Genomic DNA, 15,484 nt, shown 5'->3' on the forward strand with positions numbered 1-15,484 from the left:
AAGAAGAACGTACCGTTCATCGAGTTTTTAGAATAAACCAAAGTTGTTTCCGTTTTATAAGGAATCAATCATATTCAATACCGAAAGATCAAATATGCTCAGTACCATAAAAAGGGTTTTTTCTTGGAAGCTTACGCTGCTTTTATCCTTGATCAGTATCGTTCTACTCAATGTGTTGAGTTTTTACGGACTTTACACCAACAAGTTCTACTTTTTTAAGGTGGACAATTATATTTTCCCAATCCTTTCCTTGGTACATCTCGTTTTTTTATACGTGATGTGGTTTAAAATTAGGGAAAGGGAGTTGAGCGATGTTCCCATGCGAAATTTGGAATACGGACTTTACATCGTCAGCCTGGTCTACCTATTTAAAATTATTGAGACTTTAATTACGCTGTTATCCTATAGCGATTATGAAAACCATTTGATTCCGGTGACCTTTCTTCCCATTGGAATCTTAATGTTTGTACTGTATACAATGCTGTTCGGCCTTACGTTTCTTACGTATAGCTATCGCAAGCAATTTGTAGGCACCTATGTTTTTGATGATAGGAACCAGCACATAGATACCTGGAACTCTTAGGAAATAACCATAACCAATCAAACTAAAAATCCCTTCCAATATTGGAAGGGATTTTTTTATATATCCTTTAAAAAACTGCTATATAAATCCTTAAACTGATAGCCTTCTGAAAACCGATGTTTATTGAGCTTTTTATGCGATACCAAACCCCAAAGCAACAGTTCCTTTAGAAAATAGACATCTCTCTTTGGGTACTCCGGCTGATAAGTCTTTATTAACTCATTCAGTGGCGGTATGCCGTCCAATGCCCTTTTGTATTCCTCGTCCGTAAAATCATCTAGAAGTTCAAAACCTTCTCCCTGAAAAAACCAATGCAATAGCTCATCATACGGCGTCTCTTCATCCTTGCGCTGTAATTTGTTGATCTGGGGGAAAAATTCCGGGAAAAGCGATTTGACGGCTTCGTCTATAAGGATTTCGGCAACGACGTCCGCCCCTTCTTGCTCGCCTTCATAAACCAATTCAATTTTACCGGTTATTGCTGGAATCACCCCTAAAAAATCGCTCAACCGCACTGCGGTATTCTCCGCCCCGGTCAACAAGGCCCTGCGTTCAGCGGTGCTTAAAAGGTTTTCAAAGGCCGTGATGCTGGTACGGGCACTTACCCCACTCTTCGCGTCCACATATTCACTGTTCCGGGCCTCAAAACTAATCTGTTCCAAAAGGTCCTTGGCCAGGTCTGGCACGTAAACGGCATCGGTTTGTCTGGAATCCAAATGTGCCTCTTGTTCCGTAATTTTTCGGGCTGTTTCAATATCATCGGGATAGTGGGTAAGGATTTGGGAACCGATCCGGTCCTTCAAGGGCGTCACGATACTTCCCCGATTGGTATAATCCTCAGGATTTGCAGTGAATACAAACTGAATATCCAAAGGCAATCGGAGTTTAAACCCGCGAATCTGTATATCGCCCTCCTCCAAAATATTGAACAAGGAAACCTGGATACGCGCCTGTAGATCTGGCAGCTCATTGATTACGAAGATGCAGCGATTGGCCCTAGGTATCATTCCAAAATGGATTACTCGATCATCCGCATAGGACAATTTTAAGTTTGCTGCCTTTATGGGGTCTACGTCCCCTATCAAATCGGCCACGGTCACATCCGGAGTGGCCAGTTTCTCGTAAAATCGCTCACTTTTTGGCAACCATGCAATGGGTGTTTCATCCCCTTTTTGGGCAATCAGTTCCCTTGCGTAGCGGGACATGGGCGCCATGGGATCGTCGTTGATTTCGGAACCTTCTACCACGGGGATATATTCGTCCAACAGGTTGACCATCAAGCGTGCTAATCGGGTTTTCGCTTGTCCGCGTAGTCCCAAAAGGTTAATATTATGTCGGGATAAAATGGCCCTTTCCAATTCTGGAATTACAGAATCCTCATAGCCCCAAACCCCGGTGAAGGTCTCCGCACCCGATTTAATTAGTTCACGCAAGTTGTCCCTAAGTTCGTCCTTTATACTTTTGGATTGATATCCTGCCTTTTTTAAGGCTCCCAATGTTTTTATTTCTTTATAATTCAAGCTCATATATTTTTTTGTTATTCGTTGATGGTAGTTGGCTATTGGCTTTTGGCTGTTGGCTGCTAGCTTTAAAATTTAGGATTTTAGATTATTCTCAATTATCTACCGTTCATTTATAATTTTTCACTTTTCATTTTTAGTTTTTCACCCTTAACCAGCTACGCGCTGCAAGCTCTACGCCCTTCGCCATATTGATAATTGTCCACTATTAACTGTCCACTGAAAACTCACTTTGCGTTACACGCTCTACGCCATACGCTTAATTGTTAATTGTTTATTGATAATTGTTGAGTGTTTACTTAGTAATGTGAATCCCCAACTTTTCATTTTTCACTTTTAACTCTTAACTACCTCAGCTTCTTCCTTCGGTTCGACTCATAATCCTCAAAAATCATTTCGCCCAGACCTTTTAGGCCCGTAAAGAAGGCCTTACCCTTGTTCGCTTCCGTAAAGTGCCGGATAAACTGCATTAAATACGGGTCTTGGGCAATCATGAACGTGGTGATGGGAATATGAAGTTTTCGGGCCTGCCGGGCCATATTATAGCATTTCTCCACAATATAATCGTCCAGTCCCACACTGTTCTTATAATAGGTACCGTCCGGCAAACGAAGGCAACTCGGCTTTCCGTCGGTAATCATAAAAATCTGTTTGTTCGTATTTCGTTTGCGGCGCAGCATATCCATTGCCAATTGTAATCCAGCCACTGTATTGGTATGGTAAGGGCCAACCTTCAAATAGGGTAAATCCTTTATGGGAATGGGCCAAGCATCGTTCCCAAATACCAAAACTTCCAAGGTATCCTTGGGATAACGGGTGGTAATCAGTTCCGATAGGGCCATCGCAACTTTTTTCGCCGGGGTTATCCTGTCCTCCCCATACAGAATCATACTATGGCTGATGTCGATCATCAAGATGGTACTCATCTGGGCCTTGAATTGGGTATCCTCAACGACCAGGTCCTCCTCGCTCAGGTTAAAACTGCCTATGCCGTGGTTCACCTGAGCGTTTTTAAGGCTTTCCGTCATGGAAATATGCTCGAGACCGTCACCGTAGCGGTATTCCCTAAAATCGCCCGTATGTTCATCGCCCTGTCCGGATTTGCCCGTTTTATGGTTTCCGGCACCCTGACGTTTGAGCTTGCCGAATATTTGGTCCAGGGCACGCTGACGAATGATACGTTCCATTTTAGCAGTGATGGAGATGCTTCCTTTTCCAGAACCTTTCTCACCGTCTTCGCCCATTTCGCCATTCTCCGCATCGGGGTCTAAGTCGAATTCCTCCTGGATGTAGCCCTTATCCTTGAGGTCCTCTATAAAATCCTCAATGGTGTAGTTCTCGTCCGTAAGTTCGTATTCCTTGTCCAGTTCACGAAGCCAATCGATGGCCTCGTCAAAATCGCCCGAAGTATGGGTTATGAGTTCCTGGAAAATATCAAAAAGTTTTTCAAAAGGGGTTTGTTCCGGCGCCTCGTAAGGCACAAAACGGAATCCTTTTCTTGTATTCATAGCCATACCCTAAAATTAACATATTTGAGTATTATGGGAATGCTTTTTAGGAAATGTTAACGTTGATTGGATGTTGGCAGTTGGCTATTGGCTTTTAGCTTTTGGGATTTTAGCTATTGGCTGTAGGCTTTAAACTACAAGCCGTTCGCCAAACGCTGTCATCAATTACGGGTAGTTGATGGTTGATGGTTGATGGTTGATGGTTGATGGTTGATGGTAAAATCTACATTTTTCACTTGTCATTTTTTCACTTTTCATTTTTAAATTTTCACATATAACTAGTAACTTAAAACTTTTAACCAACCTCCGTGTACTCAAACTTAGCCCAACAATTCACCGGATTTGTAAACACTCCGCCGCTGTGGACCAAGACCCAGTTTGGGATAACGCAGTTCGAATTTCCTCACGTAGAATTTACCCACTTCACCCCTGCCCCCATTCCCAAAAAGATTCGGTTGGGACACCAAATGGAACATGTCTGCAAACAATTGTTGGACGCCTCCCCTGCCTATGAGGTCCTGTTATACAACGAGCCGGTGCGGCAAGGAAAACAGACTTTGGGGGAAATTGATTATATCCTGCGGGAAACCGCTACGGAACAGATTATCCATTTGGAGCTGACCTGTAAATTCTACATCATAGACCCCCAAATTTCAGAGTCCATCCACCAGCTGATGGGCCCCAACCGACGGGACATGTTCTTTACCAAAATGGAAAAGATCAAGAACGAGCAGTTTGGACTGCTGCATTCACCTGCGGGACAAAATACATTGGCCGAAAAAGGTGTTCCAACCAAAAACATCCAGCACCAAACCTGCTACAAGGCCCAACTATTTGAGCCCTACCAAAGTAAGCCCATCAATATCCGCCCCTTAAATCCCCAATGTATCGTTGGCTATTGGCTGCGTTTGGAAGATTTACGGAGCGCCGACTTCCAACCTTATGAATTTTACATTCCCTATAAAACGGAATGGGTGGTAGCGCCTCACGAAGACGTGGCCTGGATGTCCCAGTATGAAACTATTTTGGAAGTAAACATGCGGCTACTCCAACAGAACGCCCCTATGCTTTGGGTCAAAAAAGGTCCTACTACCTTTGAAAAGTGTTTTGTAGTCTGGTGGTAGGGTTTTTCTGATGGTATTGTTGATAATTCTAAATAATTCAGGTATTCGTTGTATTCTTCAATGGTAGGAAAGAAGTATCTTGTTATTTAAAAACGGAACTTATCGCTATCTACACTATTAGATATGAAGAACTCGAATATTTATAGTTGGCTCAAATGGAAAAAAAGGAACTTCATAAATTAACGGACGAAGAATTATTGCTCGAAAAAAAGAAACATTATAAATCTAAAATTTTCAACGCAATAGCAATAGGTTTTCTTGCTGGCATACTAATTTATGGCGTTTTTTCTTGGGTCCAAACACCGGACAAAAAACTTGGATTCCTAATCCCCATGTTAATACCTCTATTTTTTATCTATCGGATGCTTAAAAATCCAAATAAGCATAATGATTTGGAAAAAGTATTAAAGGAACGTGGGTTAAAGTAAGAGGTCAAAAATGGATAGTGTCTACTCAAGAAGACGTGGCCCGAATGTCCCAGTATGAAACTTTTTTGGAGGTAAATATGCGACTCCTCAAAGAGAACGCCCCCATGCTTTGGGTCAAAAAAGGGACTGACACTTTTGAAAAGTTCTTTGTGGTCTGGTGGTAGGGTTTTTCTGATTTTAGTGTTGATAACTCGGAATAAACCACTTGTTTACAATGTTTTTGAATATAAGGAAAGAAGTATCTTGTTACCCATAAAATAGAAATAAACGTACCTAGTTACGTTTATACAATTGTTGTGCTTTATTTATGCAGAGAACAGAAATCATCAATAAGGACAATCTTTGGAAACTCGTAGAAATATGTTTTTCAAACGGAGAAGTTAAATTTTTGAATCATATTCTGAACCAGAATCCGAAATCGTAGAAATTAAGGATTTGTTGGAATTTAAAGACTATTACAATAAAAGCTGCGGTAAATACAAGCATTACGGATTTGGCATTTATTACCCAGAAACAAGAGGATTTTTCTCAATTGAAAAGATTGAACTAGATCCAAAATATTGTGACGGAAATACTTTTCGATTCAGAACCTCAGGATGGGGGGTAATTTATCTTCAACTTACCCTTCTGAATCCAGAGACTGAAATCAAATGTATGATAAATGTCAATTCACAAAAAAGAGCTGAGGCCTGGAGCGACACAAATCATAAGATGGGCAATCCTGAATTATGGGAATGGAAAAAAGTAGAAAGTAAAGCGCGTAGGTTGATTTACAATTTGAAAAAGCTGGCTTCCGAATAGGACAAAATAAAAACAAAGCACAACAAAGAACTGAGGTAAAAAACAAGCTTTTTTAGCTCAATATTGATACAAAGTTCTCATCATAGGGCAGTCCGTTTTTCACTACACCAAAAGCTTGTTTGAGCAATTTATTACAAACTGCAATCAGAGCCAATTTTTTGCTTTTGCCTTTTGCAACCAATCGGTCATAAAGTGCCTTACAGGCCCTGTTGTATTTACAGGCATTAAAGCTACACATGAACAATAGTTTTCTAAGTTTTGGGTTCCCCATTTTGCTTATTCTCGGCCTTCCCTTGATACTTGAACCGGATTCCCTGGTCGTTGGTGTAAGACCGGCATAACTGCACAGTTCACTTGCTGTATCGAAACGCCTGAAACCATCTGTGAAGACCAAGAGCAACAAAGCCGATTTATTTCCTATTCCAGGAATTGACCTAAGCAAGGTAAGTTCCTTTGCATTGGCCTGTCTTACCTTTTCTTCCAATACACCTTCCAGTTTTTCAATCTCCTTTTCGGTATGGCGCAATTGCCGCCTTAAAGAGTTGACGACCAATTTTGAAGGGTTTCCCAAAACCGCTTCACCATGGAGCTTGTTCTTTAATTGGGTGGTCTATTTTGTGTAAGTGGCCAGTAAACGGACTATTTGCAGACATTCCTGCTGCGATCTGCTCTCTCCCTTCCATAAAGCTGGATTCTGGCTCGATCCGTATTCAAAAAGTTGTTTGGCGTCACTCTTATCGGTCTTTACCTTACTGAGCTGCATCTGGATAAAACGTTTTACCTTCAACGGATTCTCCACGAAAACCGCCCTACCGTTTTCCAAAAGAAAATAGGCCAGCTTATAATGATAATATCCCGTGGCCTCCATGACGAATTGCGACCGCTCTCCACTTAACTTCAGCAGCTTTTTAAATCCTGCGTAACCGTTTTTAATTTGATAAAAAGTGCTTCCATCATAAACATCCAAGGTATCCTTGCTAACATCGATACCAACAAAATCTTTATTTTTAATCATAGATAAATGAATTGGAAAGAAAAAGCTACTGCGTATTCCACAACTTGAAAGCGAGATCTAGGTCTCATAAAACTGAACGAATTCCAAGTAGTAAAGCGTAGGGATTATCAATGTTGACGAAATCTAGGTTTCTCGGTGTATATTAACCTTATTCTACGCTTTTTTCTTTCTGGTTTATTTCGTTAAAATAACTAGAATCAAACTTAAGCGGTGTATAATTAATTGCGGGCTGATTTCCCACAGGGAAATCATTACAATCAAATATCTTTAGTCTCCGGCGGACATTTTCCGTTGGAAAAGTTCGCAACTAATCATACACGAACCGATGATGTCGAATACGCCTGCGGCGTACTTTTGTCGCATTGCTGGCGCAATTGCCGCACCAAAAGCCAGTCGACATATCAGGACGCTATATGTAATCTGGTCGACAAATTTTATTCCCAATACCGTGAAAACCACGATAGACGGCCACTACGTAGCCTTATCGATGAACGATGATTCGGTTCACAATACCCAAAACCTGACAGATAACCGAACCATCGTTACAGGTTTTCACTATATTTCCATAAAACTCGCCGGACTGCACATAGCGCGGCGTTTTACTTAATGCTGAAAAGAAAATATAATTTACATAATGTTTTTGTGAATAATCATAAGAATTCCAAGTGCTATTTCCAAAAGCATATACTTTATTGAAAAAGGGTATTGAGTTGCCTATTTTCTTTTTTAAAATAAAAAGGCCTGTATCTCGTTTTTAAAGCAATAGTTTGAAATCAAATCAACTTACGAACCAATTACAACAGCTGAAAACCAAACCTATTATTTCTTCATGAAAAAATCAATTCTAGCACTTTTAACGATTACTTTTATCTTTACATATTCGTGTTCAAAAGAATCGTCAAACCCTACTGCTGAACCAGATGTAACGGCGCCAACCTTCAATTTTTCAATTGCCGGTTTCAACAATAATTCATCTGCTATTCCAATTGTTGTAAGCAATCAAATAGAAATCAATATTAACGCCCAAGATGCAGGCGGTATTTCCAAAGTAGAAGCTTTTATAGACGACGAAAAAGTGGGTGAAGACACTAGTGCGCCATATTCCATAATCGTAGATGTTTCTTCTTTAGCTTCTAAAACAGGTAAAACAAATACATTTAAAGATTATATTTTGAAGGTAGTTGTTACGGATAAATCCGGTAATTCAGAATCAAAGAACACAATTATCAATGTAGACAACGAGAAACCAACGATAACTGGGGTTAACCTATCGGCTGGAGCAGTAATTAATGGAGACAACAATACTGTAACTTTTGATGTAATGGATAATCAAGAATTGACTTCGGTAAAGGCTTTTTTAAACAATGAGCTGTTGATTGACCTACCACTTGATAATTTATCGATTAACATTAATACCAATAACCTTACTGATGGCGAAAACGTTTTAAAAATAGAGGCTTTAGACTCCGGCGAAAATCTCGGGTCATTCGAAGTAGCCTTTATTTCTGATAACACTGGACCTGAAATAACAATTGAATCATTGGTTGAAAATCAAATAATAGATAGCCTTATAACAATTAGCCCAAATGTAAATGATTTATATTCTGAGGTAGATTCTTTGAAAGTGTTTTTAGGAGATTCTATCATAGTTTCTTTAGCAAATCAGACAGACTATAGCTTTGACTTCGACCCTAACTTATTCGGAACAGGTGCCAATTCAATAAAGATTATAGCTACAGATAGTTTAGATAATATGTCCGAATTAATTATTCCAATCGAAATATATCGAAGGTTAATTACTTTGAATTTCCCTTCTAATTTTTACGACCCACAATTGGCAAGAATTTACGTTTTTGCTTCCGATGTAGAAGGCAATCTACTTGACAGTAAAAGAGTTATGCAAGATACCGATAAGATAACACTGCGAACTATAGAAGAGATTAGCCCTAATTCGGAATTTATGCTCACCATAGGTGAATATAGCACAGGTGCATTTGGTAATTCAAGTGAATTTACAACACTTCAAAATTTAACCCCATCCACTTTAGGAGAAATCAATTTTAAAACTTATCCGCGATTTGACTACAGCCCTACGAATCCGATAAAGTTTCCAGCTCAAGGTTTCGATTCTCAAGATATTATTTCATTGAATTCTGAAGGTTTTGGATATGGGGGTAGTTTCTATAGCGAAACAGAAGAGTTTAGCATAGATAGAAGGAGAAGAACGACAAGCGCCGTAAATTCTGAGTTCATTTATGTTCCTCAAGTTAATTTGACTTTGAATGAATATAGTTATTATGTTGCTGATTGGGATATACCGTCGGATTTTGTTTTCACGCCACAGCTATTTACAAATCAGAATGTAGAAAAAAGATTCTATCAACCCATTCTAAGCAATGGAGATACGTTTGAATCATCATCTTACTGGATTGCAGGTTATTTTAGCAATGATGATTTTCAAAACAATATTTACCACCGTATTGACGGACATGGATATGGTTATCAGGGATTAGAGGGGATACCTTATTATTTCAATTCTATTTTTACTAATTATAAGTACAATGTTAGAATTAATGACTATTACACAGAACGAACTGGGGAGCTTGCACCGTCATTTCATACTCTAGATTGGTCTATAGATTATTCTTATTCAAATAACGAAATTGAAGTAATTAAAAATGGATTGGACCATACTGTTGGGAAGGTTTTTATTAATAGTGACCCATATGTGGTTATAGGAGGACTAAATATAAGTTATCGTTGGAGCCTGGTTTTTGATAGTCAAAAGACAGATAACATCAAACTTCCAAAAATTCCTGAAGAAATAAAAACATGGGGGTTTTATGAATTGTATGAACAGGGGAATATGGAGGTACAACAGGTTGAGATAAAACGCTATGAAAATATAAACTCATATGACGAATACCTATATAAGGTTATCAAAGATAATCGTCACTCATATTTAGTGTCACCAGTAATGGAATCTAAATTCAAATCAACTGTACCGGGATATTACCAAAAAGCACCACATTTTTTATTGGATTAATTAGGTAATAAATTCATACCGGAGAGGATTATTAAAAGGAATTGCCAACTAAATTTGATATCTGGAGAATTCTGTTCGTACTTGTTTTACTAGGAGACCAACTGTCCAGAAAGCACTAAGTACAACAAAACCTAAACGTAATTCGGACTTTAGGGCAAAACTGAAAGGTGTGTGTATATTAATGATGTCTCTAAATCTTATGGATTTAGCTTTAGAGCAGAAAAATAAATCAAAACAATAAGCTTTAGCTTCGTGCTCGGACGGAAACGAAAAGTTTCCTTGCCTCCGCACTACGCTTAGCTCAGACGTTGCCATTAATTTAAATAAACCTAACCTGAATGAAATTTTTTATTATTGAAAAAAAAGAGAAACACAAAAAGTTTACAGATTCCCAATTACTAACAGAGATAGATAAGGAGTATAAATTCGACGAAAAAAAATCCAATAATAACAAATCAATATTCTCTAAAACAGAATTGAAAAAAAATGTTAGTTATACATATTTAGTCTTAATTATTAGCCTAGTATTACACATTATTGGATTAACGATAATTTTTAATATCGAGAATGATTCTGATGGACTTGTTACTATCGGTTCAATCGTATTATTGAGCGCAATTGTACATGGGTTAGTGATGATCACTCTTCCTTTTTGGTTCAAAAAAGAATTAATTTTCAATAAAGAAAAGGGATTAATTCAAACCATAACCTTGGTAGGCCTAAAAACTACTAGAATAAATATCAACAACATTTACCGGATTGTTCAAAATGTTGACAAGCAATATTCATACTATACATTTAGGGAACGTAAAAATGATTTAGTTTCCGAAAAATCGCCAATTTTAGTTGTGAAAGCAGAAGATGTAGAAACAATAGAAGCTTTAAACACATTTTTTGACAATAATTTTCCTAAAATAAGTTTGGAGAAAATAACGAATAATGAGATTTCTAGTTTAGAAAAGTGCCTTTTACGTTAAACTTTCATAAACCCACGAAATAATGACATTATATAGGGAAAGACGGCATCAAAAATGTTGCCACCGTAATCAACAATGCTGGCAATAGAATTTTAGGGACAAATTATTATGCTCTAAAATATGACTTTAAATCAAACGAAGGTTATATTGCTCTAAAAAAACCTAATTATTGGAGACTTTACACCCTAAATTGGACTAAAAGTAGGTCAAGACAGTTACTACAAGGAATCGACATTTGAAAAGTGTATAGAAAGACTCAAGGATTTTAAAGGTGAGGACCTGATTACAGTTTGTGATTCAGCTGAAGTGGAGATTCTTTATAGTAAAAAACTAATGACAACAAAGAACTGAGTTAAAAAATAAGTCTTTTTAGTTCAATTATGATACATAATTCTCATCGTAGGGCAGCCGGGATTTGGCAATCGTAAATGCCTGTTTCAACAACTTGTTCGACACAGCAATCAATGCAAGTTTCTTGCTTTTCCCCTTCCCTGCCGCGAGCATCTTGCCCGGGCCTTTAAAAGGAAGGGGCAACTAACGTGCTGCTCGAGGTAAAACCGTTGTTTAACGAAGTCCTTTCTGGCAACAAGTACAAAAATGAATATGAGAAAGCTATATTTTTTCAGTGGTCTATTTTTGACTTTGAGTGTAATCATCCTTTTGGTTACCGGTTCCCCGTTACTTACAATCGCTCTGGATAAAAACAATGAAATTCCTTTGGGAACCTTCATAACTTGGATTGGTATGATTTCATTACCCTTTACTATCTATTGGGGCTTCAAAGACCTCAGAGAGCCTTCGAGCAAATTCAATGGAATTCTATCAAGATTCTTGAAAATAATACTACTGTTGGGCATTCTTTGGGTTCCAATATCCTATGTACTTTCTGGCAATCTTTCATTCACTTTTTCCGAAAAAACAACCTTTCAGGGTGGTCAACTTGCCATGCGGTTGTTTTGGTGGTTAAGCTATGGGATTGGAATTGGAACAATACTTACATTAATCATATCTGGGATTTCATTGTTGTTTAAAAAGAAGAAAACCGTTAACCATTAGTAGCGCGTGCGAAATGCTCGAGCTGTTAATTGTTAATTAGATATCAAGAGTAAAATGAAAAAATCAATTTTAGCAACCTGTTTACTGTTCTTACTTTATTTTGAAGTTTCGGCCCAGACAGAATTCGTATTGGAACCTTCCCAAAGTATGATCATGACCGGGAAAGGTACCGGTCAGGACGCAACGATAAATCCCTTTTACGGCGAAGACAGCTATGGCATCGTCAAAAATATTGGGGAGCGCCCATTTTCCATAAGGGTACAAACATCTGGAAACATCTTGGAGGAAATACCCATTCAAAAGGGCGAGACCAAAAAAGTGAAACTTTTAAAGGGGTATGAATTGTATTTGGACCCCAATCCGGACGGCTTGGCGAAGGCCCGTGTCGATTATGGGAAAATAATAGATCAGGAAACTTTTAGGCAAACATTGTCTATTATACCCAGCATGCAACGCCTAATTACTATCCGGTAATAGGTACCTGTATTTCAAAAGGTTTTTTACACTATATTTTCTCCTTATTTTAAACGATGCTATGAGACTGTTATGCTTGCTTTCCGTTTTACTTTTATTCACAAATTGTGCTGACAAATATGCCGAGTACAAAAAAGTGCCGAAGTACATCACCGATCCGTCGCCTTCCAAGGAGGCCTACTATAAAGCCTATGACCAAACCCTAAGCTTGTGGGATGTGTCCTATGAAGAGTTATACATCACCACTACGAATGGAATTGCCCATGTTATCGTAAGCGGTCCGAAAAATGCGGAACCCTTGGTATTACTGCATGGAATGAATGCCAGTTCTACCATGTGGTATCCAAATATTGGGTCACTTAGCAAGAACCATAGGGTATTCGCCATTGACTTCATTCTGGAGCCTGGAAAATCCTATTTGTATAATGATATTGAAAGTGTAGAAAAAGTAACGGATTGGTATGAAGAGGTTTTATATGTTTTGGATTTGGACCAATATCATTTAATTGGTGCTTCCCGTGGGGGTTGGTTGGCCGTTACTTTGGCATTAAATAATCAAAGCAAAGTCAAAAGCCTAATTTTATTGAGTCCGGCCCAAACCTTTACTTGGATTAGACCCAGTATGGATTTATTGAAAAACATTGTAACCTTACTGGCCTCCAAAGAAAAACAAATAGAACAAAGCCTGGAAAGTATGTCCGAAAATGTGGATAAAATTAACGACGCCTATTTAAAACAGTACACATTAGGATTGGATTTAGAATCAGAAAATAAGTTCATCACGAACATGCAGCCTTTTTCAAATGACGAATTGAAATCCTTGCAAATGCCCATATTGGTGCTGATTGGTGATGACGATATGATCAATACCGAAAAAACAGTTGAAATCGCCAATTCCCTTCCAAACGGTAAGGGTGAAATTGTTCAAAACGCCGGGCATTTTTTATCCATCGACCAAGCGGAAGTGGTAAATGAAAAAATGAAAATCTTTTTAAAAAAGAAATATTAAAATACAATAACCAATTAATAATTTTTTAATAATTAGAGTAGATTCAAGTGGTTGTATTCTAAAATCCACCTTGGTAATCCTTGAACCATGCCAACGCATTTAAGACTTAGTTTTAAAAAATGTCCCATTCCCTAATAACACATATTCAGAAATTTATTCCCATATCCAATGCGTTGCAAGACAGATTAAAGGAAATCTCAATACCAAAAACACTTAAAAAAGGTGGGTTTCTTCACAGACCGGGTCGGGTTTGCGAGCACACCTACTTTATCGAAAGTGGGCTATTGCGAATATTCTACAAGAAAGGCGATAAGGAAATAACGGACAATTTTTGTGCGGAAGACGAGTGGATTACCTCTATTTATAGCTTTATGAAAAATGTTCCGGACAATTGCCATATAGAGGCCTTGGAAACATCGGTACTGATCGGTATCCATATTCAAGACCTTGAAAAATGTTTTGAGGATTTTCCAGAAATGGAACGTTTTGGCAGGATGCTTATTTCCAACTACTTCGTCAAGCAATCGGAGCGTATCATATCCATGCAGTTTCACAAGGCCAAAGAAAGATATGGTTTCTTCCAAAAAACCTCGAAACACAAACTTTATAGGGTACCCTTGGGCATGCTGGCCTCATATCTGGGTATGAGCCAAGAAACATTGAGCAGGGTACGTGCGGCAAAGGACTCTTTTTGATATAGGTCAAATGGGCGAAACCCTTACATGGGTAACTTAGCGATGTTAAAAGTTTAAATTATGACAAACAAAAAGTATGCGCTCATAGGTTTTCTTGCACCGACCATTTTCTGGACGACCTATTTTATAATGGCCAATCAAAGGATAGAATATAGTTTCCTTACCAAGGCCATTAGCGAGCTAGGCTCCATGGATGCCCCCAACAAATGGATTTGGAATTTTTTGGGATATATCATACCCGGTCTTCTTATTACTGTTTTTTCTGTGGGTTTATACAGAAGCATTGCTCGTGACAATGGAAGCAAACTACCCTTGTACGGTATATTTTTAAGTGGGATTTTTATGGCAGTTTCGGGACTATTCCCGGGCGATTTTGAAAATAGGCAGTCCACCACCATGTTGTTCCATACCGTTGGCAGTATAGGAAGCTACCTATTTTTTCTAGTAGGCGCTTTTAGCTATCCCAAACCCATGAAAAAGACCGACCACTGGAAAAGTGTGCTACCATGGCTATTGCTACTAACGTGGCTGAGCATTTTATTTGGAATATGGCCATTTGTATTTACCAAATATCCGGCGGTTGGCCAACGGATTATCTTTTTACTCTATTTTTCATGGATGACCATAGCAGCATATAGCTTATACAGAAAACCTGATACCAAATATGAAGCCGTTTAAACTTCGCTTATGGAAATCTACCGATGTGGATAACTTGTTACGTTTTGCCAATAATGAGAACATTGCCAAATATTTGACCGATAAGTTTCCTTTTCCCTATACCAAAGCCGATGCTAAATCCTTTATTGCGTATGCCAATAGGAGCGGGAATGATTTCATTTACGCCATTGAAGTCCAAAATTTGGCCGTAGGTTCCATTGGGCTTCATTTACAACAGGATATTTATAGGAAAAATGCCGAAATTGGCTATTGGCTGGCCGAACCTTTTTGGGGACAGGGAATCATGACCAAAGTCATTCTGGAAATGTCATCCATTGGATTTGAAAGATTTGAAATTGAAAGAATATATGCCAGGCCGTTTGAAAATAATCTTGCCTCGCAAAAATGTCTTGTAAAAGCGGGTTTTACGATGGAAGCGAATTTACCTGGAACAGTCTTTAAGAACGGGGAATATCTTGGTGAATTGATTTACGGAATAAGGCGGGAAGATTTTAAAGTGAAACGACCTAAAGTACTGGATATTTAAATTTCCACACCCCATCCCTAAAATTGCACAGTTGGGTAGCACAA

General features: G+C 38.5%; 16 protein-coding genes and 2 pseudogenes. 14 read left to right on the forward strand and 4 right to left on the reverse strand.

Annotated features, from left to right (window positions below):
- The first annotated feature begins 94 nt into the window (after positions 1–94).
- Positions 95–583, forward strand: a complete 489-nt coding sequence (locus tag ACZ41C_RS17620) for a hypothetical protein (RefSeq protein ID WP_138258875.1) — start codon at positions 95–97, stop codon at positions 581–583.
- 56 nt (positions 584–639) lie between these two features.
- Here the strand turns inward: ACZ41C_RS17620 and ACZ41C_RS17625 are convergent, their stop codons facing one another.
- Both ACZ41C_RS17625 and ACZ41C_RS17630 read right to left on the reverse strand, forming a co-directional pair.
- Positions 640–2,109, reverse strand: coding sequence for a MoxR family ATPase (locus ACZ41C_RS17625; protein ID WP_138258876.1), 1,470 nt, complete (start codon positions 2,107–2,109; stop codon positions 640–642).
- 341 nt (positions 2,110–2,450) lie between these two features.
- Positions 2,451–3,617 (reverse strand): vWA domain-containing protein, encoded by a 1,167-nt coding sequence (locus ACZ41C_RS17630; RefSeq protein ID WP_464563345.1) that lies wholly within the window; start codon positions 3,615–3,617, stop codon positions 2,451–2,453.
- A gap of 302 nt (positions 3,618–3,919) precedes the next feature.
- Here ACZ41C_RS17630 and ACZ41C_RS17635 point away from each other — a divergent pair, with 302 nt between their 5' ends.
- From ACZ41C_RS17635 to ACZ41C_RS17650, 4 genes are all read left to right on the forward strand, one after another.
- The gene (locus tag ACZ41C_RS17635; RefSeq protein ID WP_464563347.1) at positions 3,920–4,735 is read left to right on the forward strand and encodes a DUF1853 family protein; all 816 of its coding nucleotides are present in this window, start codon (positions 3,920–3,922) and stop codon (positions 4,733–4,735) included.
- A gap of 155 nt (positions 4,736–4,890) precedes the next feature.
- Positions 4,891–5,163, forward strand: a complete 273-nt coding sequence (locus ACZ41C_RS17640) for a hypothetical protein (RefSeq protein WP_464563349.1) — start codon at positions 4,891–4,893, stop codon at positions 5,161–5,163.
- Positions 5,164–5,180: 17 nt separating this feature from the next.
- On the forward strand, positions 5,181–5,327 hold the full coding sequence (locus ACZ41C_RS17645) for a hypothetical protein (RefSeq protein WP_464563351.1): 147 nt from the start codon (positions 5,181–5,183) through the stop codon (positions 5,325–5,327).
- A 274-nt stretch (positions 5,328–5,601) separates the two neighbouring features.
- A complete protein-coding gene (locus ACZ41C_RS17650) occupies positions 5,602–5,964 on the forward strand; it encodes a hypothetical protein (RefSeq protein WP_464563353.1) in 363 nt (120 codons plus the stop codon).
- A gap of 52 nt (positions 5,965–6,016) precedes the next feature.
- On the opposite strand, the pseudogene ACZ41C_RS17655 reads toward ACZ41C_RS17650, so the two are convergent.
- Positions 6,017–6,979: pseudogene (locus ACZ41C_RS17655) on the reverse strand (IS110 family RNA-guided transposase).
- Positions 6,980–7,427: 448 nt separating this feature from the next.
- On the opposite strand from ACZ41C_RS17655, the gene ACZ41C_RS17660 reads away from it, so the two are divergent.
- From ACZ41C_RS17660 to ACZ41C_RS17670, 3 genes are all read left to right on the forward strand, one after another.
- Positions 7,428–7,586, forward strand: coding sequence for a hypothetical protein (locus ACZ41C_RS17660; protein WP_464563355.1), 159 nt, complete (start codon positions 7,428–7,430; stop codon positions 7,584–7,586).
- A gap of 222 nt (positions 7,587–7,808) precedes the next feature.
- Positions 7,809–10,025 carry an Ig-like domain-containing protein gene (locus ACZ41C_RS17665; protein ID WP_464563357.1) on the forward strand — a complete coding sequence of 739 codons (2,217 nt, stop codon included), beginning with the start codon at positions 7,809–7,811 and terminating at the stop codon, positions 10,023–10,025.
- A 338-nt stretch (positions 10,026–10,363) separates the two neighbouring features.
- Positions 10,364–11,002, forward strand: a complete 639-nt coding sequence (locus tag ACZ41C_RS17670) for a hypothetical protein (RefSeq protein WP_464563359.1) — start codon at positions 10,364–10,366, stop codon at positions 11,000–11,002.
- A gap of 378 nt (positions 11,003–11,380) precedes the next feature.
- Here ACZ41C_RS17670 and ACZ41C_RS17675 read toward each other — a convergent pair.
- Positions 11,381–11,491, reverse strand: a pseudogene (locus tag ACZ41C_RS17675) (IS110 family transposase); the annotation flags it as partial.
- A 114-nt stretch (positions 11,492–11,605) separates the two neighbouring features.
- Between ACZ41C_RS17675 and ACZ41C_RS17680 the strand changes: the two are divergent.
- The 6 genes from ACZ41C_RS17680 to ACZ41C_RS17705 all read left to right on the forward strand — a co-directional run bounded on the left by ACZ41C_RS17680 (position 11,606) and on the right by ACZ41C_RS17705 (position 15,440).
- The gene (locus ACZ41C_RS17680) at positions 11,606–12,058 is read left to right on the forward strand and encodes a hypothetical protein (RefSeq protein WP_138258881.1); all 453 of its coding nucleotides are present in this window, start codon (positions 11,606–11,608) and stop codon (positions 12,056–12,058) included.
- 54 nt (positions 12,059–12,112) lie between these two features.
- A complete protein-coding gene (locus ACZ41C_RS17685; protein ID WP_464563361.1) occupies positions 12,113–12,532 on the forward strand; it encodes a hypothetical protein in 420 nt (139 codons plus the stop codon).
- A 61-nt stretch (positions 12,533–12,593) separates the two neighbouring features.
- Positions 12,594–13,541: an alpha/beta fold hydrolase gene (locus tag ACZ41C_RS17690; protein WP_464563363.1), complete on the forward strand. Its 948-nt coding sequence runs from the start codon at positions 12,594–12,596 to the stop codon at positions 13,539–13,541.
- 119 nt (positions 13,542–13,660) lie between these two features.
- On the forward strand, positions 13,661–14,236 hold the full coding sequence (locus tag ACZ41C_RS17695; protein ID WP_464563365.1) for a Crp/Fnr family transcriptional regulator: 576 nt from the start codon (positions 13,661–13,663) through the stop codon (positions 14,234–14,236).
- 60 nt (positions 14,237–14,296) lie between these two features.
- Positions 14,297–14,914 (forward strand): DUF998 domain-containing protein, encoded by a 618-nt coding sequence (locus tag ACZ41C_RS17700; RefSeq protein ID WP_464563371.1) that lies wholly within the window; start codon positions 14,297–14,299, stop codon positions 14,912–14,914.
- Positions 14,901–15,440: a GNAT family N-acetyltransferase gene (locus ACZ41C_RS17705; protein ID WP_464563373.1), complete on the forward strand. Its 540-nt coding sequence runs from the start codon at positions 14,901–14,903 to the stop codon at positions 15,438–15,440. The genes ACZ41C_RS17700 and ACZ41C_RS17705 overlap by 14 nt, the downstream gene beginning before the upstream one ends.
- Positions 15,441–15,484: the final 44 nt, after the last annotated feature.

The sequence above is a fragment of the Maribacter sp. C-4077 genome (genome assembly GCF_055378385.1).

Excerpts from the sequence above, each read along its gene's own strand:
- ACZ41C_RS17620 (WP_138258875.1), top strand. The coding sequence starts at position 95 with ATGCTCAGTACCATAAAAAGGGTTTTTTCTTGGAAGCTTACGCTGCTT.
- ACZ41C_RS17625 (WP_138258876.1), bottom strand. The coding sequence starts at position 2,109 with ATGAGCTTGAATTATAAAGAAATAAAAACATTGGGAGCCTTAAAAAAG.
- ACZ41C_RS17630 (WP_464563345.1), bottom strand. The coding sequence starts at position 3,617 with ATGGCTATGAATACAAGAAAAGGATTCCGTTTTGTGCCTTACGAGGCG.
- ACZ41C_RS17640 (WP_464563349.1), top strand. The coding sequence starts at position 4,891 with ATGGAAAAAAAGGAACTTCATAAATTAACGGACGAAGAATTATTGCTC.
- ACZ41C_RS17665 (WP_464563357.1), top strand. The coding sequence starts at position 7,809 with ATGAAAAAATCAATTCTAGCACTTTTAACGATTACTTTTATCTTTACA.
- ACZ41C_RS17670 (WP_464563359.1), top strand. The coding sequence starts at position 10,364 with ATGAAATTTTTTATTATTGAAAAAAAAGAGAAACACAAAAAGTTTACA.
- ACZ41C_RS17680 (WP_138258881.1), top strand. The coding sequence starts at position 11,606 with ATGAGAAAGCTATATTTTTTCAGTGGTCTATTTTTGACTTTGAGTGTA.
- ACZ41C_RS17685 (WP_464563361.1), top strand. The coding sequence starts at position 12,113 with ATGAAAAAATCAATTTTAGCAACCTGTTTACTGTTCTTACTTTATTTT.
- ACZ41C_RS17690 (WP_464563363.1), top strand. The coding sequence starts at position 12,594 with ATGAGACTGTTATGCTTGCTTTCCGTTTTACTTTTATTCACAAATTGT.
- ACZ41C_RS17695 (WP_464563365.1), top strand. The coding sequence starts at position 13,661 with ATGTCCCATTCCCTAATAACACATATTCAGAAATTTATTCCCATATCC.
- ACZ41C_RS17700 (WP_464563371.1), top strand. The coding sequence starts at position 14,297 with ATGACAAACAAAAAGTATGCGCTCATAGGTTTTCTTGCACCGACCATT.
- ACZ41C_RS17705 (WP_464563373.1), top strand. The coding sequence starts at position 14,901 with ATGAAGCCGTTTAAACTTCGCTTATGGAAATCTACCGATGTGGATAAC.